This is a genomic window from Paractinoplanes brasiliensis (assembly GCF_004362215.1).
Classification (GTDB): domain Bacteria; phylum Actinomycetota; class Actinomycetes; order Mycobacteriales; family Micromonosporaceae; genus Actinoplanes; species Actinoplanes brasiliensis.
Genome location: NZ_SNWR01000002.1, coordinates 1,128,389 through 1,153,812, shown reverse-complemented (window position 1 = coordinate 1,153,812; position 25,424 = coordinate 1,128,389). Strand labels below are relative to the sequence as shown.

At 72.7% G+C, this 25,424-nt stretch carries 22 protein-coding genes; 12 read left to right on the top strand and 10 right to left on the bottom strand.

What is annotated here, in order from left to right; translation table 11 throughout:
* Positions 1–13: 13 nt before the first annotated feature.
* Positions 14–613: a TetR/AcrR family transcriptional regulator gene (locus tag C8E87_RS37355; RefSeq protein WP_133878094.1), complete on the top strand. Its 600-nt coding sequence runs from the start codon at positions 14–16 to the stop codon at positions 611–613.
* Here C8E87_RS37355 and C8E87_RS37350 read toward each other — a convergent pair whose 3' ends face one another.
* A complete protein-coding gene (locus C8E87_RS37350; protein ID WP_239080103.1) occupies positions 614–1,717 on the bottom strand; it encodes a methyl-accepting chemotaxis protein in 1,104 nt (367 codons plus the stop codon).
* Between the two features lie 156 nt (positions 1,718–1,873).
* Here C8E87_RS37350 and C8E87_RS37345 point away from each other — a divergent pair, with 156 nt between their 5' ends.
* Positions 1,874–2,452 (top strand): hypothetical protein, encoded by a 579-nt coding sequence (locus C8E87_RS37345; RefSeq protein WP_133878093.1) that lies wholly within the window; start codon positions 1,874–1,876, stop codon positions 2,450–2,452.
* On the top strand, positions 2,449–4,575 hold the full coding sequence (locus tag C8E87_RS37340) for a M48 family metalloprotease (protein WP_133878092.1): 2,127 nt from the start codon (positions 2,449–2,451) through the stop codon (positions 4,573–4,575). The genes C8E87_RS37345 and C8E87_RS37340 overlap by 4 nt, the downstream gene beginning before the upstream one ends.
* A gap of 369 nt (positions 4,576–4,944) precedes the next feature.
* Here C8E87_RS37340 and C8E87_RS37335 read toward each other — a convergent pair whose 3' ends face one another.
* Positions 4,945–5,280, bottom strand: coding sequence for a hypothetical protein (locus C8E87_RS37335; protein WP_239080102.1), 336 nt, complete (start codon positions 5,278–5,280; stop codon positions 4,945–4,947).
* A 39-nt stretch (positions 5,281–5,319) separates the two neighbouring features.
* Complete coding sequence (locus C8E87_RS37330; RefSeq protein WP_166661404.1) at positions 5,320–6,342, bottom strand: sialidase family protein; 1,023 nt, start codon at positions 6,340–6,342, stop codon at positions 5,320–5,322.
* 164 nt (positions 6,343–6,506) lie between these two features.
* On the opposite strand from C8E87_RS37330, the gene C8E87_RS37325 reads away from it, so the two are divergent.
* Positions 6,507–7,214 carry an SMI1/KNR4 family protein gene (locus C8E87_RS37325; RefSeq protein ID WP_133878090.1) on the top strand — a complete coding sequence of 236 codons (708 nt, stop codon included), beginning with the start codon at positions 6,507–6,509 and terminating at the stop codon, positions 7,212–7,214.
* 106 nt (positions 7,215–7,320) lie between these two features.
* Here the strand turns inward: C8E87_RS37325 and C8E87_RS37320 are convergent, their stop codons facing one another.
* The 3 genes from C8E87_RS37320 to C8E87_RS37310 all read right to left on the bottom strand — a co-directional run bounded on the left by C8E87_RS37320 (position 7,321) and on the right by C8E87_RS37310 (position 10,822).
* Positions 7,321–7,755, bottom strand: a complete 435-nt coding sequence (locus tag C8E87_RS37320) for a GNAT family N-acetyltransferase (RefSeq protein WP_133878089.1) — start codon at positions 7,753–7,755, stop codon at positions 7,321–7,323.
* A gap of 1 nt (position 7,756) precedes the next feature.
* On the bottom strand, positions 7,757–10,156 hold the full coding sequence (locus tag C8E87_RS37315) for an Hsp70 family protein (RefSeq protein ID WP_166661403.1): 2,400 nt from the start codon (positions 10,154–10,156) through the stop codon (positions 7,757–7,759).
* 69 nt (positions 10,157–10,225) lie between these two features.
* A complete protein-coding gene (locus tag C8E87_RS37310) occupies positions 10,226–10,822 on the bottom strand; it encodes a chemotaxis protein CheB (protein ID WP_203720582.1) in 597 nt (198 codons plus the stop codon).
* 221 nt (positions 10,823–11,043) lie between these two features.
* Between C8E87_RS37310 and glnII the strand changes: the two genes are divergently transcribed.
* Both glnII and C8E87_RS37300 read left to right on the top strand, forming a co-directional pair.
* The gene (gene glnII, locus C8E87_RS37305; RefSeq protein WP_133878087.1) at positions 11,044–12,054 is read left to right on the top strand and encodes a glutamine synthetase; all 1,011 of its coding nucleotides are present in this window, start codon (positions 11,044–11,046) and stop codon (positions 12,052–12,054) included.
* Between the two features lies 1 nt (position 12,055).
* A complete protein-coding gene (locus tag C8E87_RS37300; RefSeq protein ID WP_133878086.1) occupies positions 12,056–12,895 on the top strand; it encodes an N-formylglutamate amidohydrolase in 840 nt (279 codons plus the stop codon).
* Here C8E87_RS37300 and C8E87_RS37295 read toward each other — a convergent pair.
* The 3 genes from C8E87_RS37295 to C8E87_RS37285 all read right to left on the bottom strand — a co-directional run bounded on the left by C8E87_RS37295 (position 12,867) and on the right by C8E87_RS37285 (position 17,145).
* A complete protein-coding gene (locus tag C8E87_RS37295; RefSeq protein WP_239080101.1) occupies positions 12,867–14,177 on the bottom strand; it encodes a neutral zinc metallopeptidase in 1,311 nt (436 codons plus the stop codon). The two genes, C8E87_RS37300 and C8E87_RS37295, sit on opposite strands and share 29 nt — an antisense overlap.
* Before the next feature lie 71 nt (positions 14,178–14,248).
* Complete coding sequence (locus C8E87_RS37290; protein WP_133878085.1) at positions 14,249–15,883, bottom strand: ABC-F family ATP-binding cassette domain-containing protein; 1,635 nt, start codon at positions 15,881–15,883, stop codon at positions 14,249–14,251.
* Positions 15,884–16,323: 440 nt separating this feature from the next.
* Positions 16,324–17,145 (bottom strand): PhzF family phenazine biosynthesis protein, encoded by an 822-nt coding sequence (locus tag C8E87_RS37285; RefSeq protein ID WP_133878084.1) that lies wholly within the window; start codon positions 17,143–17,145, stop codon positions 16,324–16,326.
* A 261-nt stretch (positions 17,146–17,406) separates the two neighbouring features.
* On the opposite strand from C8E87_RS37285, the gene C8E87_RS37280 reads away from it, so the two are divergent.
* From C8E87_RS37280 to C8E87_RS37270, 3 genes are all read left to right on the top strand, one after another.
* Positions 17,407–18,825, top strand: coding sequence for a sigma 54-interacting transcriptional regulator (locus C8E87_RS37280; RefSeq protein WP_133878083.1), 1,419 nt, complete (start codon positions 17,407–17,409; stop codon positions 18,823–18,825).
* Between the two features lies 1 nt (position 18,826).
* On the top strand, positions 18,827–20,779 hold the full coding sequence (locus C8E87_RS37275) for a vWA domain-containing protein (RefSeq protein WP_133878082.1): 1,953 nt from the start codon (positions 18,827–18,829) through the stop codon (positions 20,777–20,779).
* A 254-nt stretch (positions 20,780–21,033) separates the two neighbouring features.
* Complete coding sequence (locus C8E87_RS37270; RefSeq protein ID WP_133878081.1) at positions 21,034–21,996, top strand: helix-turn-helix transcriptional regulator; 963 nt, start codon at positions 21,034–21,036, stop codon at positions 21,994–21,996.
* Between the two features lie 123 nt (positions 21,997–22,119).
* On the opposite strand, the gene C8E87_RS37265 is transcribed toward C8E87_RS37270, so the two are convergent.
* The gene (locus tag C8E87_RS37265; protein WP_133878080.1) at positions 22,120–23,037 is read right to left on the bottom strand and encodes an SDR family oxidoreductase; all 918 of its coding nucleotides are present in this window, start codon (positions 23,035–23,037) and stop codon (positions 22,120–22,122) included.
* Between the two features lie 425 nt (positions 23,038–23,462).
* On the opposite strand from C8E87_RS37265, the gene clsA reads away from it, so the two are divergent.
* Genes clsA through C8E87_RS37250 form a run of 3 tightly spaced genes read left to right on the top strand, consistent with a single transcriptional unit; the run spans position 23,463 to position 25,299 of the window.
* The gene (gene clsA, locus C8E87_RS37260; RefSeq protein ID WP_133878079.1) at positions 23,463–24,065 is read left to right on the top strand and encodes a cardiolipin synthase ClsA; all 603 of its coding nucleotides are present in this window, start codon (positions 23,463–23,465) and stop codon (positions 24,063–24,065) included.
* On the top strand, positions 24,065–24,970 hold the full coding sequence (locus C8E87_RS37255; protein ID WP_133878078.1) for a DUF881 domain-containing protein: 906 nt from the start codon (positions 24,065–24,067) through the stop codon (positions 24,968–24,970). The genes clsA and C8E87_RS37255 overlap by 1 nt, the downstream gene beginning before the upstream one ends.
* The gene (locus C8E87_RS37250) at positions 24,967–25,299 is read left to right on the top strand and encodes a small basic family protein (protein WP_133878077.1); all 333 of its coding nucleotides are present in this window, start codon (positions 24,967–24,969) and stop codon (positions 25,297–25,299) included. The genes C8E87_RS37255 and C8E87_RS37250 overlap by 4 nt, the downstream gene beginning before the upstream one ends.
* The last annotated feature ends 125 nt before the right edge of the window (positions 25,300–25,424 follow it).

The window sequence follows — 25,424 nt, the reverse complement described above, 5'->3', positions numbered from 1 at the left end:
TAAGGTCCGCACGATGAGTGTGGAGGCCGGACCGCGCCGGCGCCTCGAACCCGACGCCCGGCGCGCGCAGATCCTGTCGGTGGCCGTGCGACTGTTCGGCGAACGGGGCTACGCCGGCGTGTCGACCACCGACGTCGCCCGGGCCGCCGGGGTCGCCCGCGGCCTGGTCAACCACTACTTCGGCACCAAGAAAGACCTGTACCTCGAGGTCATCCGGGTGATGCTGACCGTCCCCGAGGTCGCCGTCGCCGGGCTGCCCGACGGCGACCTGCCGACCCGCGTCGACGCGATCGTCAGCTGGTTCCTCGACGTCGTCTCCCGGCACAGCCGCTCCTGGCTGGCCGCGATCACCGCCGGCGGCATGGCCGGCGACACCGACGTCGACCGGGTCATCGCCGAGGCCATCGACGGTGCCGCCGACGCCGTCCTGACCGCCGCCGGCCTGGACGCCGCGAACCCGGCGCAGCACGCGATGGCCCGGTCCTACGTCGGTCTGGCCGTGTCGACCGCCCGCGAGTGGCTGCAGCGCGGCGTGCTCACCCGGGCCCAGGTGCACCGGCTGCTCGCCGCCACCCTGCTGACCATGGTGTCGCAGGTCTTCCCGGAATCGTGATCAGGCGGCCACGTACGACTCGATCTGGCGCTGCGCCGCGGCGGGGACCGAGGTCAGGTGCAGGCCCAGCTCACTCCCGTTCGTACGGTCGGCCCGCCGGACCACGTCGGCGCCTGCCTCGAACGTCGCGCCGGACAGCCCGACAGTGACGGTGACCCGGTCGCCGACCGACACGGCGGCGCCGCGCGGCAGCAGACAGCCCAGCCCGTCCGCGCTCACGTCGATCAGCTGCCCCTGCACGGGGGAGCGGCCCGCCACCTGTACGGTCACCGGCCCGTTGGCGGCCGTGCGCTCGTTGCGGCGGCGCTCCAGACGCTCGGCGACCTCGGACAGGTCCTGGATCTGCTCCATCGTCGCGCCGACCGTGCTGTTCAGCCGTTCGACGATCCGGTGCTGGTTGTCGGCGATGCCCCCGAGCAGCCCCATGGCCTGCTCGATCTCGGCCACGCCGCCGATGATCGCCGTCAGCGTGCCGCCCATCTCGGCCACGTCGGCCTCCAGCGCCGCGACCGTTGCCGCGATCTGCTCGGTCGACTCGGCCGTCGTGGTCGCGAGGGACTTGACCTCGTCGGCCACCACCGCGAAGCCCTTTCCGGCGGCGCCGGCCCGAGCCGCCTCGATGGTGGCGTTCAGGGCCAGCATCCGGGTCTGCGACGCGATCTCGCCGATCACCCCGGCGATCCCGGCCACCTGGTGCAGGCTCGCGTTCAGCTTGGTCGCGGACGCGTCGGCCGAGCGGGCCCGGCTCACCATCACCGCGGCCGCCCGGCTGGTCGTGGCGACCCGGCCGTGCGTGGCCGTGGCCGCCTCACGGGCGGCGCCGACCTGCTCGACCACGTCCTGCAGCCGCTCGGTGATGACCGCGCCCGACTCGTCGATGGCCTCCCGGGCGCGCCGCCGCAGCCGGTGGTTGTTCCTGCTCTGTTCCTGCTGAGCGCCGGCCAGCCGGCTCGCCCGCTCGGAACGCAGCTCCTCGATGTCCCGTTCGCGCTGCTCGGCCTGCGCCGTCAGGGCGGCGCGCACCGCGTCCAGTTCCAGCCGGTCGCGTTTCCCCCGCCGGACCGACCCGGCCCCGTACGCGGCCACAGCGGCACCAACGGTCACAAGAACCCACAACACGATCACGGGTACGGGTCTCCTGTTCGACAAGCCTCGAGGTCGAGGACCCCCAAGAATCGGTTGCCCGCCCCCGCAGTTGAGGGTCCGCCGCGGGCCTTCGTGCGGCCCGCCATAATCTCGGGTGTCGACTGTGGAGGAAACGTGGATCAACACTGGGACGAGGTGCTGGCGCTCGGGGAGACGGTCGTGCGCGAGACCTACCCCGCCGAGCTGGACGACTTCGACACCGCCGCCGACTGGTTCCGCACCACCGGCCCGCCCGGCCGGGTCCTGCGGCCGCCGGTCGGCATGGGCGTCGAGTTCGCGTCGATCGTCCCGACCGTCCTGTCCGCCGTGTCCCTGCTGGTCACCGCCGTGTTCACCGCGGCCGGCGAGGAACTGAGCCGAGCCACCAAGGAAAGGCTGGCCGCGGTCTTCCGCCGTGACCGCCGGCCGGGGGCCGCCGCGCTGACCCCCGAGCAGGAACGCGAGATCTACCTGCTGATCCGTTCCCGGGCCGCCGAATCCCTGCCCGGTGCGGAGGCCCAGCACCTGGCCGAGGCCGTGATCGGCGCCCTGCGCCTGCGCGGCTCGGCCCCTCTCGACGGGCCCGCTGCTGCGGGGGAGCGCGGCCTGTCCTCCGGTCCCGTGCCGAACCTCGGCCCGGATGAAGCGGGCTCGTCCGGTGGCGCGGGTGCGGCGGATGAGCGGCGGCCGTCCGGCGGGCCGGACGCGTCGTGACCGGCGCGGCCGTCCGCCGTCCGCCCTCCGCGACCCGTGGCCGCTACCTGCTGATCATGGTGGTGCTGCTGCTGGGTGGCGCGCTGGCCGGGCAGCTCACCCACCACCTCACCGTGGGGCTGGACTGGCGTGACGTGACGGTCGCCTGCTTCCGGGACGCCGCTGCCCAGTTCCCCGGCGACCCCCTGCGCCGCGCGCCCGTCGTCAACTCCTGCCGCGCGGGCGTGGAACACCGTTACGCCCTCTTCGCCGCGGCCGGCGCCCTTCTCACCCTCGCGGCGGCCCTGCTGCTGGCCCGTCTCCAGCCCCGCCTGCTGCTGCGGCGGCTGGGCCCGCGACGCCCCGCCCCCTTCACCGCCCGTGCCGCCGAGATCGCCGCCGGGCTGGGCGTCCGGCGCCCTCCGGTGGTCGAGTTCGGCCCGTTCACCCTGCGGGAGCCCTTCACCGTACGATCCTCCGGCGCCACCCGGATCGTCCTGCCGCCCGGCGCCCGCCGCCTGCCCGCCGACCACCTGGACGCGGTGCTCCGCCACGAGACAGCCCACGCCGCCGCCGGTGACGTGACGCTGGTGTGGCTGACGAGGGGCCTGTTGTGGGCGCTGCCAGTGGTCATGGCCGTGCCGCTGCTCGTGGCCCCGTTCCGGGACGGCCTGAACGACTTCCCGTTCTGGCTCCGCTACGGCGTGCGCGCCGCCCTGCTCTGGACGGCCGGCTACCTGCTGACCCGGGCCGTCATGCGCGACCGCGAGCTGGAGGCCGACCACCACGCCGCCCGAGCGGGCTCCGCCGACGCCCTCCGGACGCTGCTGGCGCCCACCCACCACCCGGCGGCCCACTCCACGCGTGCGAGGCGTCTGCTCGCCACCCACCCACAGCCCGCGCGGCGGGTGGCCGTGCTGCGTGAGCCCGCACGGCTGCTCGGCATGCCCGCCCTGGTGGCGTGGGTCGCCGGTGTGCTGGCCGTGAACATCTGGTCCGCCGGCAGCCAGATCCTGCTTTCCGCGCTTCTCGGCACCGCGCTCGAGCCGTACCCGCAGCTCGTCGCGGGACTGGCGGCGGGTGCCCTGCTCGTGGCGACCTGGGGCCTGGCCATGTGGCGCCGCGCCGCAGAAGCGGGCCCGCCCCGGGCGCCCGCGGCCGGCACGCTCATCGGCCCCTCCCCGGGGGCCGCGCTCGGGTCGGCGGCCGGCACGCTTACCGGCCCCTCTCCGGCGGCCGGCACGGTTACCGGCCCCTCTCCGGCGGCCGCGCTCGGGTCGGCGGCCGGCACGCTCACCGGCCCGCCCCGGGCGGCCACGCTCGGCTTGCTGGCGGGCGCACTCACCGGCCTGCTCGTCAACCTGGACCCCCGATCGCTGGCCGGCGACTGGACCATCGACTGGTGGGCCGTCCTCTACGTCCCGCTCGCCCTGGGCGGCGCCGCCGGTTGCGTGCTGGCCCTGTCCTGTCGCCGCCGCCCGTGGCCGGTGGTCCTCGCGCTCGGCACGGCCGTCTTCGCCGGCGCCCTTTGGATCGGGTTCGGAATGGCCGCCCAGCAGGCCCTGGCCGTGCAGACCGATCTGCCCGCCGCGGCCGCCGTCCTCTGGACCGCCGGTTTCGGTTCCGCCTGGCTGACCCCCGCCACGGTCACAGTCGTGGCGTTGGCGGTCGCCGCTGCGTCCTCCCGCGCCGCGTTGCTGGGCCTGCTGGCCGGTCTGCTCACGCTGGCCGCGCGCTGGCTGACCCCGCTCGCCGCCCTCGACCTCTATCCGGAAGCCCAGCGCGACTGGTGGGCCTCCGCCACGGCAGCCATCACCCTGACCGTGCTGCTGCTCCTGTTACGCGGCGCCGCCGGGCTGGCCGACGCGCTGATCGCCGCCCCGGCCGCTGCGCTGACTGTCACGGCCGGGGTGCTGCTGCGTTACCTGTCCGACTGGGACGATCCCGTCGCCGCCGCCCGCGTCTACGTGACCCGCCCGCTGACCATGCTGGCCGTGCTGACCCTGGCCGTCGCCGCCACCGCGTGCTTCCTGCCGTCCCGCCCCGGCCGGCCCGGTTGGCGCGGCGCCGCCGTCCTCGCCCTGACCGCAGCGGCCGCAGCCTCAACCCTCCTGCTGTCCGGCGACGGCCTGCTGACCCGGTGAGCGAGGCGGCGGGGGCGGAACGTGTGATCGCCCGCTGCCCGGCGCTGCTGACGCTGTGCGGTTGGGCTTTGCGTCGAGCATGGTGAATGCCCGGGAGTTGCCGCGGCTGGACGCGGAGCTGAAGGTTTTGGCGCTGACATGTTCTCCCCGCCGCGGCGTCAGGCCGACAGGAGCGGTCGCACCGGTGTTGACGGCTGTCGCCGGTCACGGCGACGCCGCCGGCTTCCGGCAAGGCTCCACCGAACTCCGTCAAACAGGTGCGGCGTAGCTACCAGACGAAAAACAACGGAAAGCAGTTGATTCAGGGCGCCACCTGGCTGCCAGGCGGCGGCCGCCGTTTTTCGTTCCCCCGCTATGTGGGACGCAAGGTCAGCTGCGGCGCCGCCGGTGGTGCTCGTCGTTCTCGGCGGTGATGCGGGCGGAGGTCTCCAGGCGCCGACCGGGGTCGGTTGCCGGCCGGCCCTGGCGGCCACAACAGGCGGTGAACGAGGTCAGCCCGGACAAGTACTTTGTTCCAGGTGTTCGCGGCGCCGGAGGCCCGGCGGGCCATCGTCTGCTCGTAGATCTCCGGGTGAGCTCTGCGACCGGCAGCTGATCCCCGGCGGTTTCGCGCAGCCGCCGCAGGGTCTCGGTGCAGGTGGCACGAGTCGCGGGGTCGTCGCGGAACCGGTCGAGAAACGGATCGACGGCGGCCACGAGCGCCACCGGACGGCTGCTCGCGAATCCGATTGCCCGGGTTCGGGGTCAGCCCGGATAGTCCGCCGGCGTGGTGAAGAAGCCGACGACCGTGGCCTCGCGCACGTCGAAGCTCACCGTCAGGAACCGCCCCGGCGCGACCTCGACACTGGACGGGTTGGCCTGGTCGGGGTGGCCGGAGTCGTAGAGCTGCACGTCCGGGTAGCCGTCCCACGTCTTGGCCGGGTCGCGGACCAGCCGGCCGACCGTGTCGCGGTGCTCGGAGAAACGGGGCGACAGATCCCCGTACGTCACCAGGACCTCGCCGGTGCTCAGCGTCAGCGCGTGGTGGGAGGAGGCCGGCATGTCGGTCGGCTGGGCCTCGCTCCACGTGTGGCCGTGGTCGGTGGAACGGCAGATCCACGCCCGGTCGGCCGTCGTGCGGATCAGCGCGACCACGGTGCCGTCGTCGAGCACGGTCAGCGTCGGCTCCTGGTAGTGCACGCCGTCGCCCTCGGCCAGCAGCACCTCGGACTCGGCCGGCCACGTGCGCCCGCCGTCCGTGCTGCGCACCACTGTCGCGCGCTGCCACTTCTCGCCGGGGAGACGGCCGTACAGGGGCAGCAACACGTCGCCGGTGGGCAGCTCGACCGCCCCGCCGTGCGAGGCCGCCCACGTGGGCACCGCCGGGGTGAGCCGTCCGCCCTCGTCGATCATGGACGTGCCGACCGGGATGGGCTCGCTCCACGTACGCCCGCCGTCGGTGCTGCTGTGCACGTACGTGCCGTGGGTGGTGTGCAGCGGCGTGGTGCTCCAGTCGATCACGAAGTAGCTCAGCAGCACCGTGCCGTCGGCGCGCACCCCCAGTTTCGGGTCGCGGTCGTCGAAATCGCCGTCGACGGCCACCCACGGCTGCGACCACGTCTCGCCGCCGTCGGTGCTCTCGACCAGGCAGATCCGCCCGTCGGATCGTACGTGCCCGGCGCCCTCGCGATAGGTGGCGAGCAGACGGCCGTCGGGCAGCCGTACGACGTCGGGAAAATGGGCCAGGAGCCCGGCTTCGGCTCGTGCGACGGTGAACGGCGTCGGCACGCTGTACCCCCTCAGGTGTCGGTTCGCGCTCCATCTAACCGTGCACCCGGTCGCGCCGCCGACCCCGGGTGGCGCCGGTGCGGGTCGGATGCTGTCCGGCGCTCGGTGCTGAGCGCGAGCCGTGGGACTTTTCTTGACGTTTGACGACCACGTCACGGCCCTCGGTGACAAAGCCGACGAACGGCTCGCTTTTCAGAACAGTCATCCGATTCGCCGGTAAGGTCGGGCTCATCGACACTGTCACGCTTTGGCGTCCCACCAGTCAGGCCGAACTCGACCTTGTGGCCGGGTGCGGCTGGCGGTCGTGGCCCGGTGACCTGGGCGGTCAACCGCTGGTGGGCCGGGAGGAAGCGACCCGGACAGTCCGCGAGTCGCTGGTGCCCGCGGAGGGCGTCGGCTACGTGACGCGCGTCGAGGTCGACCCGTCCGACGGTCGCCTGGCGGGGGTGATCAGCGAGGAGGCCGACTTCCGCGGCCCGGTCGGCGACGACGAGTTCGCCGAGGCCGAGGCCATGCTGGGCACCCCGCTGCCGGCCGCCTGGCGTGCCTACCTGCAGGGTGGCTCCTGGCTGCACAGCGGCTGGCTGGACAAGAGCGGCACCTACATCTCGCTGCACTCGCCGCGCGAGATGATCGAGCTGCACGACGCCTGGCGGGACACGGTCGCGAGCCACCCGGGCATCGCCATCATCGGCGGCGACGGTTCGCGCGAGCAGCTTGTGCTCGATCTGCGCCGGGACCCGGCGCCGGTCCGGCTGGCCGATCTCGCCAGCGAGGGCTGGGAGACGACGTTCCAGCAGACCGCCGACGTCGGCGAGCTGATCGCCCGGATCGAGGCGGGCGCCTTCGCCATCGATTTCGGCAGCGACTGATTGCGACCCGCGAGGCAGTGGCTGATCGCGCCCCCGCGAGGCAGCGGCTGATCGCGGCCCGCGTGGCAGCGGCTGATCGCGGCCCCGCGAGGCAGCGGCCAACTGATCAGACGGTCTTGGCGAAGAAGACCCGCTCGGCGTCGCGGTGGGTCTCGCGGTAGCCGCGCCGCGGGTAGTACGCGATGTTCTCGGTCATCGTCCTGCTGGTGCACAACCGCACCTCCGGCAGGCCCTGGTCGCGGGCCCGCTGCTCGGCGAAGGCCAGCAGCCGCCCGCCCACCCCGCGCGCCTGCGTGCCGGGCGCGACGGCCACCGTCTCGACCTCGAGGTGGTCGCCGGCGGTCTCCAGGTGCAGCATGCCCACGATCTCGCCCGCGTCGACGGCCACCCAGCAGCGGCCGGACGCCACGATCGTGTCGTAGTCGGCGGTCATCGGCTTGGGCTTGTGCCCGAGCCGCGGGATGTAGGGCGTGAAGGCGCTGTCGACCAGATCCCGTACGTGCGTGGTGTCCGCCGCCCCCGCCGCGGGCCGGATCTGCATCTCAGTGCCTCCTCAGCCCGGCCGCCACGAGGATCAGCCCCACCACCAGCGCGATCAGACCCACAACCGTTCCCGCGTACGGGCTGAGCAGCCACCATCCGACGCCGGCCACCGCCAGCGCGGCGCCCGTGGTGACGAGCCCGGCCGAAGCACGGTTCGCCGGGGCTGCCGGGGGCGGGGCCGCGGCGGGCGGGGTGGCGGGGACGTCGGCGGGCTCGGAGAACTCGAGGCGGGTCTTGCCCACGCCGATCACGTCGCCGGGGCGCAGCGGTTCCCGTCCGCGGACCCGGCGGCCGTTGAGGGTGGTGCCGTTCGTGCTGCCGAGATCGTCGACCAGGAACCGCCCGCGTACCGGGGTGATCTCGGCGTGGCGGCGGCTCGCGTACAGGTCGGTGAGGCGCAGGTCGGCGTTGACGGCCGTGCCGATGATCGTGGCGCGTTGCCGGGGCAGCCCGTACGTCGTGGTCTCGCCGTCGGCCCGCACCACCCGCAGACATGCCGCCGGCGCCGGATCGGGTGCCGGCGCCGGCGACCGTGGAGCAGCAGGGGGTGGCGGGCTCCACGTCGGTGCACCCGGGGCGGACGCCGCAGGTTCGGCCGCGGCGGCACGGGGCGGATCCGGGGCCGCCACGGCGACGGGCACTCTCGCGAAGTGCAGGCGGCGCAGTTCCGCCGGGGGCAACCCCAGATGGGGCGCCTCCGGAAGCGGATCCTCCCAGTAGAACGACCGGACGAACGACGGCCGTCCCAGGCCCAGCGCGTATTCCCATTCCGCGCGGCAATAATCCGAGATCATGGAATTGTTCGACCAGAAAAGCTGGAAGATGTCGGCTTCCTCGATCAGTTCGAGCAGGCGGGGGCTCCACTGCTCACCGGAACGCAGGGTCACCACGTCCTGAAGGTACTGGTCACCGAGGGCGCGGGCGGCCACCGCGAAGTCCTCGGCCACGGCCCGGTCACGGCCCGAGTAGGACGGGAAGATCTTGCGGTACCGGCGGATCGGCTCGGGCCGGCGCTCGACGGGCACGTCGCCGAGCGTGACCGGCAGGGCCAGCGAGACCTCGCCGATGACGACCGGGCCGCACCAGACGCGGACGAAGCCGCGGACCACCTCGGGCGCTGTCGGGGCCACCCGCAGGCGGAAGGCGAGCTCCTGCACGGGCTCGTGCCGGTCGAGGACGTGCTCGGGCGGGTGGCATTCCACTCCGGGCAGTTCGGGCACGACCCGGAGGCGGGCGCCGGGGGCCGGCGGGCGGCGGGAGTCCACCGTACGGGGGGAAGGGTTTTCGCCCGCGAAGGAGCGCTCGGCCCGTTCGTGCACCTCGCCCGCCGGGCCGGGCTTGTGCGCGAACACCAGCATCGACTCCCACCGGCCGGGCGGCAGCCGCAGCGGACGGTACACGGTGAACTGCACGTCGTCGTCGATCAGCGGCGCCTGCCGGCGTTCCAGCAGCGCGCAGCCCTCGGCCACCACGAGGTCAGGATCCTTCACGGTGATCGGCTCGCGGCCGGTGAGCTCGGTGAGGAGCCGGCCCAGCAGCGGGATGCGGCTCGACCCGCCGGCCAGGAAGACCGCCGACACGGCCGCGGGGCCGAGCACCTCGCGGGTCACCCGCAGGGCCCGGTCGAACACCGGCCGGGCCAGCGCCTCGAACTCCTCCCGCGTCACCGTCAGCCCGGTGTCGGCCAGCGGAACGCTCAGCGTCGCCTCCGGTTCCGTGGACAACCGGTGTTTGAGCGCGCGCACCTCCTCCCACAGCAGCAGGCGGGCGGCCCGGTCGACGGGGGTGAGCGGATCCATCAGGCGGTGCCAGAGCGTCTTGTCCCCGGCCGCAATCCGGGCGCCGAGGAACTCGACCAGGCCGGTGTCGAGCTGGATGCCCCCGGAGCCGTCGACCGTCTCGAACGCCACCGTCTCGAACCCGTCGGCCGTGCGGCGCAGCAGGCCCGCGTCGCAGCTGCTGGCGCCGGCGTCGAAGACCAGCAGCAGACCGCCGGGCGGCACGGCGGCGCCGTCCATCGAGGTCAGGCAGGCCGCAGCCGCGGTGACCTCGCCGGCCACCTCGACGCCGCCGAGACCGGCCCGGGTGACCGCCTCGGCCAGCGCCGACCGCCTGCTGTTCTCCCATTCGGGCGGGCAGCCGACGGTGGTCTCGACGGGTTCGGCGCCCGCGGCCCGGTGCACCTCGTGGGCGATGCGGGCGAGGTGCTGCGGCAGCATCGAGCCCGCCCACAGCGGGTCACGGTGGCCGGGATAGACCGGGTCGGCCGACGAGGGCATGCGGGGCGAGCCCCCGGCCAGGATGGGCCGGGGCCGCATCCCCGGCGCGCGCAGCATCGCCACCGTCGAGGCCGAGCCGATGCTGATCCCGACCCGCCAGCCCTGCGCCGACACCGTCATGCCTGGCATAGTGCCACGTGATCACCCCGTTGCGGAGCGTCATCAATGCCCCAAAAGGGACGGTGTCGGCTATCGTCCGGCGGTGACGTGCTTGACGATGGCTTCGGCGATGTCGTCGAGCGGCAGAACCTGATGGACGGCGCCCGTCGTCACGGCCGCCGCGGGCATGGACGGGAAGTGAGCGGTCGCCGCGTCCTGCGCCAGGACAATGCCGCCGCACTGGGCCACGGCCCGGACGCCCGCCTGCCCGTCGTGACCCATGCCGCTGAGGATGACCGCCAGCGCGCGGGCGCCGCAGGTGACCGCCAGCGTGCAGAGCAGCAGGTCGGCCGACGGCCGGGCCGGGGGGATCGGGCCGGTCGCGATCAGGCCGACCCGGGCCTCGGAGGTGACGAGAAGGTGGTAGCCGGGCGGGACCACCAGCACACGGCCCGGCGTCATCGGCGCCTTGTCGTGGGCGACCGCGATCGGCAGGCTCGTCGTGCGGGCGAGGATCTCGCGGAGGTAGCTGACCCGGATCGGATCCTGGTGCAGGGCCACGATCACCGCCGCCGGCAGGCCGGGTGGCAGGGGCGCCAGCACGTGGGTGAGCGCCTCGATGCCACCGGCCGACGCGACGAGGGCGACGACCGGGAGCGGCACCGGATAGGCGTCCCGCACCGTCATCCCCGGAGCGTACTGCGCTCAGCCGGGAACCGGCGGCCGGGGCCTCGACCACCGTGGCGCTGCGTAATGGCTCCCATCCGGACGAAATCCGCGTAACTACCAGTGTTTCCCCCGTGTTAATCCGGAGCGTGGTGATCCTCTCACGCTCGGAGGGCACTGAGAGTGACCCACCATCGGTAGCCTTCTGCGCGTCCGGAACGCCCTTCTGCAAGGAGATCGCTTTGCCGTTCAAGGCTGAATACATCTGGGTCGACGGCACGCAGCCGACCGCGAAGCTGCGCTCGAAGACCAAGATCGTCGAGGACGGCGCGGAGCTGCCGATCTGGGGCTTCGACGGCTCCAGCACCAACCAGGCGCCCGGCGACAAGTCCGACTGCGTGCTCAAGCCGGTGTTCGTCTGCCCCGACCCGATCCGCGGCGGCAAGAACGTGCTGGTCATGTGCGAGGTGCTGCTGATCGACGGCACCCCGCACCCGAGCAACACCCGCGCCGCGTGCGCCGAGGTCGCGGACAAGTTCGCCGACCAGGAGCCGATTTTCGGCATCGAGCAGGAGTACACGTTCTTCAAGGACGGCCGCCCGCTCGGCTTCCCGATCGGCGGCGGCTTCCCGGCCCCGCAGGGGGGCTACTACTGCGGCGTCGGCTCCGACGAGGTCTTCGGCCGGGCCATCGTCGAGGCCCACATGGACCTCTGCCTCGAGGCCGGCCTGCACCTGTCCGGCATCAACGCCGAGGTCATGCCCGGCCAGTGGGAGTTCCAGATCGGCCCGGTCGCCGCGCCCCAGGTCGCCGACGAGCTGTGGATCGCCCGGTGGCTGCTCTACCGCGTCGCCGAGGACTACAACGTCTCGGCCACCCTGGACCCCAAGCCGGTCAAGGGCGACTGGAACGGCGCCGGCGCGCACACCAACTTCTCCACCAAGGCGATGCGCGCGAACTACAAGGCGATCGTCAAGGCGGCCGAGTCGATGGGCGCCGAGGGCAAGGTCGCCGAGCACATCGCCGGGTACGGCGCCGACATCGAGCACCGCCTCACCGGCATGCACGAGACCGCGCCGTGGAGCAAGTACAGCTACGGCGTCTCCGACCGCGGCGCCTCGGTGCGCATCCCGTGGCAGGTCGAGCGGGACGGCAAGGGTTACATCGAGGACCGCCGGCCCAACGCCAACTGCGACCCGTACGTCGTGACCCGCCTGATCGTCAACACGGTGTGCTCCGCGCTCGCCGAGTAAGGTGGTCTTCCACGTTCTGCCGGGCGACCCGGGCTCGCCGGTGATCCTCCACGTGCCGCACGCGTCACGGGAGCTCACCGAACGGGCCCGGGCCGGCCTGCTGGTGGACGACGCGGAACTGTCCGACGAGCTCGACAACCTGACCGACGCGCACACCGATCTCATCGCGCTGCGGGCGGCCGGCGGTTCCCCCGTACGCCCGTGGACCTTCGCCAACGGGTTGTCGCGCCTGGTCGTGGATCCGGAGCGCTTCCCCGACGAGCGCGAGGAGATGCGCGCTGCGGGCATGGGGGCGGTCTACACCCACGGTTACGCGGGCCGCAGATTACGCGCCTCGGCCGATGACCAGGCGCTGATCGACGAGCACTTCCACCCGTACGGGAAAGCGATCTCGGACCTCGTGACCGAGAGGCTGGCCGCCACGGGACGCGCCGTGATCGTCGACGTGCACTCCTATCCCACGCTGCGGCTGCCCTACGAGCTGCACGGCGACGGCCCCCGCCCGCAGATCTGCCTGGGCGCCGACGACTTCCACACCCCGCCGGCCCTGCTCGACGAGGCCCGCACCGCGTTCGCCGGCTACGAGACGGCGGTCAACACCCCGTTCGCCGGCGCCTACATCCCGCTGACCCACCACGGCCGGGACGAAGCGGTCACCGCCCTCATGGTCGAGATCCGCCGCGACACCTACATGACCGAACCCGCCGGCCCGCCCCACGAGGGCCTCGGTGAGATCGCCGACGCGTTGACCGCCCTGATCGCGGCTGTCCAGCCACCGCACCGGGCCGACGCGAAGCACGCCGCCGGTGCGCCTAGCCGGTGCAGGCGGCCAGCCCCTTGAGTGTGCCCTCGCGGTAGGCGGCGATCCGGTCGAACGCGGTCGGTCCCTCGCCCTCGCCGGCCCGGCCGAAGGCGAGCAGCGCCTGCACCGCCTCGTCGAGGTCGCCGGGGGAGAGGCTGACCCGGCTGTCGCGGTCGCGGGTCAGCAGGTCGTTGGTCCACGACCCGGCCAGGCAGTCGACGGTGAGCTGGCCCTGCTCGGTGCGGGTCGGCTCGCCGCGGCGGTCCTGGGCGGCGCGGGCGAACAGGTCGCCCATCAGCATGCCGAGGGCGAAGTCCCCGATCCGCTGATGCAGGGCCGGGCCCAGCTCGGTGCTGTCGAACGCCACGAAGTCGCCGTCGGGGCAGTAGAAGGCGCGCCCCTCGGCCGAGGCGTCCGGCCGCGCGCACTCCGGCGGGCTCCCAGCCCGGAACGGCTGGACCGGCAGGTCGGCCCACTGCGCGCCGGCCAGCCGCGGATACACGCGCTGCCAATACGACTGGGCGTCGTCGGCCAGCAGTGACAACGCCTGGTCGTAGGCGAGGTTCCCGCCGGTCTGGGCGTCCTCGAGGCTGGTGAACGGCACCTCGGTGACCGGCAGGTTCCGCCGGTTGTAGCCGGCGCAGGTTGTCACGCCCTCCTCGACCCCGTCCTGCAACGCCCGGATGCGGTCGAACGCGTTGCCGTGCGCGCCCTCGGCCAGCGCCGGGGTGCCCGGTTGGTCGCGCAGCGTCAGCACACCGGCCACGGCGTCATCGAGCTGGGCCGCGGTGATGTCCTTGAACGCCGTGGACCTGCCGGCCAGCACCTCGGCCATCCACGCTCCGGCGTAGCAGTCGGCCTGCTGCTCGAGCACGACCGTCGGCTCGTTGCCGGCGCCGATGCGGGCCTGGATGGCGTGCCCGTACTCGTGGGCCATGACCACGCCGACCAGCAGCGGGCCGTAGTCGTCCTCGAGCTGGGGGATGAGCTGCTGGGCGTCCCAGGCGATGAAGTCGTCGGGCGGGCAGTAGAAGGCGTTCGGCTGGTACTCGAACTCCTGGCCCCCGCACGCGGGCGGTGGATCGGCCTCCGTGTACGGGAAGTAGCCGCCCCGCACCGGGGTGAACTTCTCTCCGCCGGAGATCTGGCCGAACTGGGCCGTCCAGAACCGCTCCACGTCGCGCAGCGCCGGGGTCACCGTGTCACCGGTGCTGCGACGCCGTTCCTGCCGGTCGTCCTCCAGCGGCACGATCGTGCACCCACCGAGCAGCAGACCCAGCCCGGCGGCGACCGCCACCACGAACCCACGCATCGACGGCATCGGCACTCCTATCCACCTGGCCCACGGTAGGGTCCCCCGTCCACACAGTTCTCAAGCATGCGGGCCCATGATCATCCGGTCACCTTGCCGTCGGCCACCTCCAGATGCCGCGTGGTGGTGACCGCCTCCAGCATCCGCCGGTCGTGGGTGACCAGCAAAAGCGTTCCCGCGTACGAGGTCAGGGCCGATTCCAGTTGCTCGATCGCGGCCAGATCGAGGTGGTTGGTCGGCTCGTCGAGGACCAGCAGGTTGACGCCCCGCGCCTGCAGCAGCGCCAGCGCCGCGCGGGTGCGTTCACCCGGCGACAGGCTCGCGGCCGGCCGGGGCACGTGCGCCGACCGCAGCCCGAACTTCGCCAGCAACGTGCGCACGTCGGCGTCGCTGAGCTCGGGCACCGCCTCACCGAACGCCCTCATCAGCGGCTTGTCACCCAGGAACAGCCCACGGGCCTGATCGATCTCGCCCACGACGACACCGGAGCCGAGATGGGCCGAGCCCTCGTCGAGTGGCAGCCGGCCCAGGATCGCCGCGAGCAAAGTCGACTTGCCGGACCCGTTGGCGCCGGTGATCGCAACCCGGTCGGCCCAATCGATCTGCAGCGTGACCGGCCCGAGCTGGAACTCCCCACGGCGCACCACGGCGTCGCGCAGGGTCGCCACGACCGAGCCCGAGCGGGGCGCTGCGGCGATCTCCATCCGCAGCTCCCACTCCTTGCGCGGTTCCTCCACCACCTCGAGCCGCTCGATCAGCTTCTCGGTCTGGCGCGCCTTGGCCGCCTGCTTCTCGCTCGACTCGGCCCGGTACGCCTTACCGATCTTGTCGTTGTCGGGCGACTTGCGGCGCGCGTTCTTGACGCCCTTCTCCATCCAGGCGCGCTGCATCCGGGCCCGGTCGAGCAGGTCTTCCTTCTTGTCGGCGTACTCCTGGAAGTCCTCGCGGGCCTGCCGCCGCGCCCGCTCCCGTTCCTCCAGGTAGGACGCGTACCCGCCGCCGTACAGGTTCACCCGCTGCTGGGCGAGGTCAAGTTCGAGGACCTCGGTGACCGTACGGGTGAGGAACTCGCGGTCGTGGCTGACCAGCAGCGTGCCCGCCCGCAGCCCGCCGACGAACTCCTCCAGCCGGCGCAGCCCGTCCAGGTCGAGGTCGTTGGTGGGCTCGTCGAGCAGGAACACGTCGTACCTGCTCAGCAGCAGCGACGCCATGCCCGCGCGCGCCGCCTGCCCACCCGAGAGCGCCGTCATCGGGTGGCCGAGCCCGACACTCAGGCCGAGCTCGGCGGCCACCTGCTCGGCCCGCTCGTCGAGGTCGGCGCCGCCCAGGTCGAGCCACCGCTCCAACGCCGTGGAGTATTCGTCGTCGGCGCCCTTCGCTCCCGCCGTCAGCCGCTCGGTCGCGATGTCGAGCTGCCGCTGGGCCGGCCCCACCCCCGTGCGGCGGGCCAGGAAGTCGCGGACGGTCTCGCCCTCGCGGCGCTCCCGCTCCTGCGGCAGGTATCCGACGTTCGCGCTGGGCGGGCTGAGCGACACTGCGCCGCTCTCGACCGGGACGAGCCCGGCCAGCGTCCGCAACAGGGTCGTCTTGCCCGCCCCGTTGACACCGACCAGGCCGATGACGTCGCCCGGCGCGACCACGAGGTCGAGCCCGGAGAACAGGACGCGGTCGCCGTGCCCGGCGGCGAGATCACGGGCAATCAGGGTGGCGCTCATCTCGCTCCGATCCTAGGCGGTCGGCACTCCCGCGGCTGCGCCCGGCTCCCCGGCGGCGGCTCTCTTCCTGACCGCGCCAGTCTGCGGGCCGCGTCAGCCCCGGGCCGCGTCAGCTCTGCGGCTGCGTCAGCTCTGCGGCTGCGTCAGCTCTGCGGCTGCGTCAGCTCTGCGGCCGCGTCAGCCCCGGGCTGCGTCAGCTCTGCGGCCGCGTCAGCCCGGGCTGCGTCAGCTCTGCGGCCGCGTCAGCCCGGGCCACGCCAGTCTGCGGGCCGCGTCAGCCCAGGCCGCAGCTCTGCGGGCCGCCTCAGCCCCGGGCCCAGCCAGCCCCGGGCCCCGCCAGCCCCGGGCCCCGCCAGCCCCGGGCCCCGCCAGCCCCGGGCCGGGCTCGCCCCGGGCCCCGCCAGCCCCGGGCCGGGCTCGCCTCCCGGCGGCGGCTCTGCTCAGGCGGTCATCGGCACCGCCCGCCCGCTGACCCGCACGCCCGGGTCGCGCTCGACCAGCCGTACGGTGATGCGGCTCGGCCGGCCCAGGTCGTCGCCCTGCCGCAGCTCGATCGTCGCCTCCTCGCCGACCAGCCCGAGCGCACGCAGGTATCCGCCCAGCGCGGCCGCCGCGGCCCCGGTCGCCGGGTCCTCCACCACGCCGCCGACCGGGAACGGATCGCGCACGTCGAAGCTCGCCGGGCCGGTCCGGAAGATCAGCTGGACGGTCGTCCAGTCCTGCGCCAGCATCAGCCCCTTGAGCGCCTCGAAGTCGTAGTCGAGCTCGGCCAGCCGCTGCCGGGTGCGCGCCGCCAGCACGGGGTGATGCGCCCCCGCGTACGCCACCTGGGGCGGGAAGGCCGGGTCGAGGTCGTCCTCCTCCCAGCGCAGGGCGGTGAGCAGCGCTTTCAGCGTGGGCTCGGGCAGCTCACGAATCGTCGGCGGCACGCTGGTGAGGGTGGCGCGGCCCTCCTGGTCGACGGTCACCGGCACCTCACCGGCGTTGGTGGTGAAGATGTGATCACCCGGCCCCAGCGCGACGGCCGTGGCCACCGTGGCGTGCCCGCAGAACGGCACCTCGGCCAGCGGGCTGAAATACCGCACCCGGTAGTGCCCGGCGCCCTTGTCGGCGGTGATGAACGCGGTCTCCGAATACCCCACCTCGGCCGCGATCTTCAGCATCGCCGCGTCGTCAAGGTCGGCCGCGTCACGCACCACCCCGGCCGGGTTGCCGCCCGCAGGGTCGTCGGTGAAGGCCGCGTATCGCTCGATGGTCGCCATGCGGGAAAGCCTGCCGCGCCGGCGGGCCGGGCGCCAGCCCGTTTCCGGGCCTGTGGACGACTCCGTTTCGCGTGGTGACGGCCTGTGGACAACCAGCAGGATTCCCAGCCGCGGACGGTAGATTCGATCGGGTGGTGGTCAGCCCCCTGGGTGGGCGGGGCAGGCCCGGTTGGCGGGGCAGCCCGGTTGCGGCGCCGGTGAGCGGGCGGGGCGGGCCGAAGGGGCGGCAAGTTGTCACACTGGCGGAGTAGCGTTCGTGCGGTGACAGATGCACCAACCGCGATCACACCCCCGTCCGACCTTCCGCGCACCCTGGGCGAGCTTCGCGCCTCGGGCCACGAGTTCAAGACCGTGAAGCAGGAGCTGCGCGACAACCTGCTGGCCCGCCTGCGCGACGGCGGCCCGCGCTTCCCCGGCATCGTGGGCTACGACGACACCGTCCTGCCCGAGGTCGAGCGGGCCCTGCTGGCCGGCCACGACATGGTCCTGCTCGGTGAGCGCGGCCAGGGCAAGACCCGGCTCATCCGCGGGCTGATCGGCCTGCTCGACGAGTGGACGCCCGCCATCACCGGCTCCGAGCTGCGCGAACATCCGTATCACCCGCTCACCCCGGCGTCGCGCAGACTGGTCGCCGATACCGGTGATCTGCTGCCGATCTCGTGGGTGCACCGCTCCGAGCGGTACGGCGAGAAACTCGCCACCCCCGACACCAGCGTCGGCGACCTGATCGGCGACGTCGACCCGATCAAGGTGGCCGAGGGCCGGGCCCTGGGCGACCCCGACACCATCCACTTCGGCCTGGTCCCGCGCACCAACCGGGGCATCTTCGCCGTCAACGAGCTGCCCGACCTGGCCGAGCGCATCCAGGTGTCGCTGCTCAACGTGCTCGAGGAACGCGACATCCAGGTCCGCGGCTACCAGCTGCGCCTGCCGCTCGACCTGCTGCTCGTGGCGTCGGCCAACCCCGAGGACTACACCAACCGCGGCCGCATCATCACGCCGCTCAAGGACAGGTTCGGCGCCGAGATCCGTACGCATTATCCGGTCGACCTGGCGCTCGAGACCGCGCTCATCCGGCAGGAGGCCGAGCTGGTCGCGACCGTGCCCGACCACCTGCTCGACGTGCTGGCCCGCTACACCCGGGCGGTCCGCGAGTCGCCGTCGGTGGACGCCCGCTCGGGCATCTCGGCCCGGTTCGCGATCGCCGCCGCCGAGACCGTCGCGGCGAGCGCCCTGCGGCGCAGCGGCCTGCGCCAGGAACGCGAGGCGGTGGCCCGCATCTGCGACACGGTGTCGGTGACCTCCACGCTGCGGGGCAAGGTCGAGTTCGAGAGCGGGGAAGAGGGCCGCGAGACCGAGGTGCTGGCCCACCTGCTGCGGGTCGCGACGGCCGAGACGTTCCGCGACCGGCTGGCCGGGCTCGACCTGTCCGGCTTCACCGAGCTGGTCGCCGAGGGCGCCATCATCGAGACGGGCGACCTGGTCAGCGCCGACGAGCTGCTGGCCCAGATCGGCACCGTGCCCGGCCTGGCCAAGGTGCTCGACCGGCTCGGCCTCGGCGACGCCCCCACCCCGGGGCAGGCCGCGGCGGGCATCGAGTTCGTGCTGGAGGGGCTGCACCTCACGCGCCGGCTGGCCAAGGAGCTGACCGACGACGGCCGCACCCTCTACGGGAGCTGACATGGCGGGCAATCGTTTCCGGTACGGCGCCTGGCGGGACGGGCCCGACCCGCTCGCCCCGCCCTACGACGTGCGGGCCGCCGTCGACGAGGTCGGCGAGCGGGTCCTCGAGGGCGACAACCTGCGTGACGTGCTGCGCGACCTGATCCGGCGCGGCCCCCGGGCCGGTCGCGGGCTCGACGAGCTGCGCGACCGCGCCCGCCGGATGCGCCGGGAAGCGTTGCGCCGAGGCAACCTCGACGGCGCCGTCACCCGGGCCCAGCAGTTGCTGGACCAGGCCATTGCCACCGAACGCGACGAGCTGCGCGGTCGCGACGACGACGAGTCCCGCTTCGCCGAGGCGGTCCTCGACAACCTGCCGCGTTCGACCTCCCGGGCCGTCGAGGAGCTGTCCGACTACAACTGGGCGTCCGACGAGGCCCGGCAGCTCTACCAGCAGATCCTCGACGGGCTGCGGCGCGAGGTGGTCGAGCAGCGGTTCGCGGGCATGAAACAGGCCCTGGAACGGGGCAACTTCGACGGCGTCAACGAGATGGTGTCCGACCTCAACGACCTTCTCGCCAAGCACGCCCGCGGCGAGGACACCGGCGACGCGTTCCAGCAGTTCATGGCCAAACACGGCCAGTTCTTCCCGGAGAACCCGCAGAACGTCGAGGAACTGATCGACTCGCTGGCCCGGCGGGCCGCGGCGGCCGAGCGGCTGATGCGCTCGCTCAGCCCGCAGCAGCAGGAAGAACTGTCCCGGCTCATGGACCAGGCGCTCGGCGACGGCCCGCTGCGGGGGCAGCTCGCGCAGCTCACCGACAACCTGCGGGCGCTGCGGCCCCAGCTCAACTGGGGCCGGGGCGAACGGATGAAAGGCCCCAACGACCTCGGCTACGGCGACGCCGCCTCGGCCCTGGGCGAGATCGGCGAACTCGACGAGCTGCTCGACCAGCTCGGGCAGGAACACCCTGGGGCCACGCTCGACGACGTGGACGTCGAAATGGTGGAACGTCAGCTCGGCCGGGGCGCGGCCGACGACGTGCGGCGGCTGCGGGAGCTGGAACGTGAGCTGACCCGGCAGGGGTGGGTGACGCGGGACGCCGAAGGTCTGACGCTCTCGCCCAAGGCGTTGCGCCGGCTCGGGCGTACGGCGTTGGCTCAGGTCTTCGACGACCTGTCCGGCCGCAAACAGGGGCAGCACGACCTGCGCGACGCCGGCGCGGCGGGCGACCTGATCGGCTCGTCGCGGCGCTGGGAGTTCGGCGACGAACAGCCCCTCGACGTGGTGCGCACCATCGGCAACGCGGTCCGGCGCCGCGCCGGCAACGGCGGGGTGGGCGTCCTGCCCGTCCGCCTGGAACCCGAGGACTTCGAGGTCGCCGAAACCGAACGACGGGCGTCCGCGGCGGTCGCGCTGCTGGTCGACCTCTCCTACTCGATGTTCGCCGACGGCCGCTGGGGCCCGATGAAACAGACCGCGCTGGCGTTGTCCCACCTGGTCGCGACCCAGTTCCCGCAGGACTCGCTGCAGATCATCGGCTTCGGCCCGTACGCGTCGACGCTCTCCCAGGGGCAGCTCGCCGCCATCGAGCCGAGCATGGAAAAGGGCACCAACCTGCAGCACGCCCTCAACCTGGCCGGCCGTCACCTGCGCCGCCACCCCGGCGCCGAGCCGGTCGTGCTGGTCGTCACCGACGGCGAGCCCACGGCGCACCTGGAGGACGGCGAGTCGTACTTCTGGTGGCCGCCGCTGCCCGAAACCATCCGCGCCACGATCCACGAGGTCGACCACCTGACCCGCTACGGCGCCACGCTCAACTTCTTCATGCTCGGTGAGGACCCGGGCCTGCAGAGGTTCGTCGCGAGGGTCGCGGAACGCAACGGCGGCCGCGTCTTCAGCCCGGACGCCGAGGAACTGGGGAGGTACGTGGTGGACGACTACGTGCGAGCAAGACGGGGGAGACGCTGAGAACGGCGAAGATCAAGGTCAACTGCAAGATCAAGGTCAACTGCAAGATCAAGGTCAAATTCAAGCTGTCGTAGCGGGGTGGTGGGTGACGGACCGCAGCTCCCGCCGAGGTCGCTTCGCTCCGATCTGCGTGCGTGGTTGCGCCCGAAAACCCGTTCGCCGCGTCGCCGGGTGTGGCCACGGGTGGCGGCGGTGTGGGGAGGAGTCGCGGGCGTGGTCACGGGTGACGGCGGCGCTGTGGGGAGAATGGGGATGTGCGGGCGGCTCGGCTGATCAACCTGGTGCTGTTGTTGCAGGCGCGGGGGAGCATGACCGCGGCTGAGCTGGCGGCCGAGCTCGAGGTGTCGGAGCGGACCGTCTATCGCGATGTGGTGGCGCTGTCGGCGGCGGGCGTGCCGGTCTACGCCGAGCAGGGACGGGTCGGTGGGTATCGGCTCGTCGACGGGTATCGGACGCGGCTGACCGGCTTGTCGCGGGCCGAGGCCGAGGCGTTGTTCCTCGCCGGGCTGCCGGGGCCGGCCCGCGAGATGGGGATGACCGAGGCGGCGCAGGCGGCCCGGCTCAAGATCCTGGCGGCGCTGCCGGCGGGACTGCAGGAGGCCTCGGAGCGGGCGGGGCAGCGGTTTCATCTCGACGCGCCGGGATGGTTCCAGGATCCGGAGACGCCGCCGGTGCTGGCCGAGCTGGCCCAGGCCGTGTGGCACGACCAGGAACTGACGATGGGCTACCGGCGGCACGACGTGGTGACGCGCACGGTCTCCCCGTACGGGCTCGTCCTCAAGAACGGGGTTTGGTATCTGGTCGGCAAGGTGGGGGCGGACCTGCGCACCTACCGCGTCGACCGGATCACCGAGGTCACCCCGACCGGGCGGCTGTTCGGGCGGGACGCGGCGTTCGCGCTGCCGGAGTTCTGGGCGGAGCGCGCCGTGGAGTTCGTGCGGCAGATGCTGCGCGAGGTCATCACGATCCGGCTCAGCCCCGACGGTGTACGGGTGCTGCGGTTCGTCGCCGAGACCGTCGCGCTGGACGAGGCCGTGAAGCAGGCGGAGCAGCCGGACCCGGACGGGTGGGTCCGGACCCGGCTGCGGGTGGAGTCACTCGACGTCGCCTACTCGTACATGCTGCGGCTCGGCCCGCATGTGGAGGTGCTCGAGCCGGCCTCGCTGCGTGCCCGGATGGCCGAGGCCGCCGCCAGAACGGCCGAGCTGTACCGATAGCCGCCCGGGGCCGACCGCCTCAGCGACGGCCGCCCGGCCTCGAAGTCGACGGCCGCCCGGCGCCGGAGCTGACGGCCGCCCGGCGCCGGAGCCGACGGCCGCCCGCCGCCAGGGTCGACGGCCTCAGCGGTAGCCGGTCACGTCGGCGGGTTTGCCCGGGTCCTGCACCTCGACCAGATAACGCCACGCGTCGGGGCGGCTGCCGTCGAGGTCGGTGAACCCGTACACCTGCGCCAGCTCGCCGCTGGAGGTCGACCTGCCGTTCCAGCGCGCCCGGTCGGGGTCGGCGGCCAGGGCGGCCACGGCCCGGCCCACGTACGCGGGCGACTCCGAGATGGCGAAATGGGGTTCCTTGGCCGTCGCGTCGAGCCAGTTGTCCTCGGTCACGCCGAAGTGCTCGAGCATCATCTCGGAGCGCAACCAGCCCGGGGTGACGGCCACCGCCGTGCCGCCGTGCGGGGCAAGTTCCCGCGACCAGGCGTACGCGAGCCGGTTGACCGACACCTTGGCCAGGTCGTAGAAGACCGACAGCCGGTAGTTGTCCTGGTTGTAGGCGGTGGTGCCGTCACCCACCTCGATCACCAGGCCGCCCGGCTCGCGGATGAGCAGCGGCATCGCGAAGTGCGCGGAGGTTATGTGGGTGTCGATCGCCAGCCGCAGCAGCCGGAACCCGTTGTCGAGCGACTGCTCCCACACCGGTTTGTGCCAGGTGACCAGGGGGTCTCCGCCCCACACGTCGTTGACCAGCACGTCGAGCCGGCCCTGCTCGTCGTCGATCCGCTGTACGAGCGCCCCGACCTGCTCTCCGACGAGGTGGTCGGCGGCGACCGCGATACCCGTGCCGCCGGCCGCGGTGACCAGCTCGGCCGTCTCCTCGATCGTCTCGGGCCGGTCCATCTCCGACCGTTTGCCGCGCGTGCTCCGCCCGGTCGCGTAAACGGTCGCGCCGGCCGCCCCGAGCTGCACCGCGATCTGCCGCCCGGCGCCGCGCGTGGCCCCCGCCACGAGGGCAACCTTGCCTGTCAGTGGTTTGTCTGCCATGCCGACGACCCTGCCCCAAAAACCTGACAACCCGTGTCAGGCTTTCTCGATCTCTGTGTTCCGGGCACTGGACGGACCCACCCGACGGGTGTTGATCTCCGGGGTCTGGTCCCCACCCTCCCGGGGGACTCCCAACCTACCGAGATCGCGAAATCGCCGGGTCAGGTTATCCACAAAGCCGATGTGCACGCTCGGCGTCGTCCACAGCCCCCGGCGGGCACTCCACAGAACTAGGTTCCTAGGATGGCGCACGAGATGTGCGACACGTAGCGGGTCCGCGACGCGGATTCTGAAGCTCGTTATAGTTGCTCGGCGAGTGGCCGGTGGGGGGCCCGGGCGTCGGGGGACGCGTCTTTCCGGGCCGGCGCGTGCGCCGCGGTCATGCCGGGTCCGTCATCCCGGCGCCGGAGGGGGAGGAAGTCGTGATGTCGCAGCAGCCTGCGCCGTCCGTCGTTGCCCCGTCCAACCGGATCTGGACGATTCCCAACGTCATCAGCTTCATTCGCCTGCTCGGCGTGCCGCTCTTCCTCTATCTCCTCCTCGGCCCGCAGAACGACGTGGCCGCCGTGATCGTGCTGGCCGTCGGCGGCACCACCGACTGGGTCGACGGCTTCGTGGCCCGGCGGATGAACTCGGTGAGCCGCCTCGGCGAGCTGCTCGACCCGTTCGCCGACCGGCTCTACATCCTGGCCACGCTGATCGGCTTCACCGTGCGCGGGGTCGTGCCGTACTGGCTGACCGGCGCCTTGTTGCTGCGTGAGCTGGTGCTCGGCGTCGCCTTGCTGGTCCTGCGCCGCCACGGCTACGGCCCGCCGCCGGTGCACTACGTGGGCAAGACCGGCACGTTCGTGCTGCTGGCCGCGTTCCCGGTGCTGCTGCTGGCCAAGGCCGTGCCGTCGATCGACTGGTGGGCGGGCCCGGTCGGCTGGGGTCTGGCGTGGTGGGCGCTCGGGCTCTACTGGGCCGCCGGTGTCCTCTATCTGGCGCAGACCGCGCAGCTGTTGCGCGCAGCCCGGACGGCCCCGTGATGCCGGACAGCGGCGAGCAGCCCCCGAAGCGGACGTTCCAGCCCGACTTCCTGACGGAGCTGTTCCGTAATCCTCTCGACCCCGGGTACGCCGACGCCGCCGCCCGTAAGCAGCGCGAGGGCGAACCCACCGGCCTGCGTAAACAGCTGTCCGGCAGCGCGCTCGTGGTGACCCTGGTCGCGCTCGGGTTCCTGCTGGTGATGGCGTACAAGCAGACGGTCGCCGACGAGCCGGCCCGGACGACTGCCCGCGCCGAGCTGATCCAGCAGGTGCAGAACCGGCGGGACGCCACCGCCGAGCTGCAGGACAAGGCCGACAAGCTGGCCGACGAGGTGTCCGAGCTGCGTGAGGCCGAGCTCAGCGGCGACGAGGTGCGCCGGTTGCGCGACACCGAGGCGGCGACCGGGCTGGCCGCCGTACGGGGGCCGGGTGCCAAGATCACGGTGGGCGACGGGCCGACGCCGATCGACCCGGTCACCGGCGAGCGCAACACCGTGGCCCGGGTCAAGGACTCCGACCTGCAGCTGGCCACGAACGCGTTGTGGTCGCTGGGGGCCGAGGCGATCGCGATCAACGGGCAGCGGCTGACCGCGACGTCGACGATCCGGCAGGCCGGCGAGGCGATCCTGGTCGACCTGCGGCCGGTCACCACCCCGTACGAGGTGGTCGCGATCGGCCCCGACGACCTCGCGAAGGATTTCAAGGCCGGGTACGCGGGACGGTTCTTCGGTCAGCTCGCGTCCAAGTACGGCATGTCGTTCGACTCGCGTCCCGTCGACGACGTGCGGCTCGAGGCGGCGACCGAGCTGAAGCTGCGGGTGGCCCAGCCGTCCACGCCGCCGCCTGCGCCCTCGGCCCCGATGTCTGAAGAACCGTCCCGCTCCACCTCGGAAGGCGGCCGATGATCGCCGTACTCGCCCTGATCGCCGGTGTCGCTCTGGGCATCGTGTTCGACCCCACCGTGCCGGTGGCCCTGCAGCCCTATCTGCCGATCGCGGTGGTGGCGGCGCTGGACGCGGTGTTCGGCGGGGTGCGGGCCAAGCTCGACCGCATCTTCGACGACAAGCAGTTCGTCGTCTCGTTCATCTCGAACGTGCTGGTGGCAGCGCTGATCGTCTATCTCGGCGATCAGCTCGGCGTGGGCACGCAGCTCTCCACGGGGGTGGTGGTCGTGCTCGGTGTGCGTATCTTCGGCAATGTGGCGGCGATCCGCCGGCACCTGTTCCGGGCGTGACGGGTGGTGACGCGATGACCGACCAGAACGAGCCCGAGCCGGGCATGCCCACGGCGGGACGCAAGCCGCCGCCGAACCCGGACCAGCCCGCGACGGACGACGGCCCGACCCTCGAGCAGCCGAAG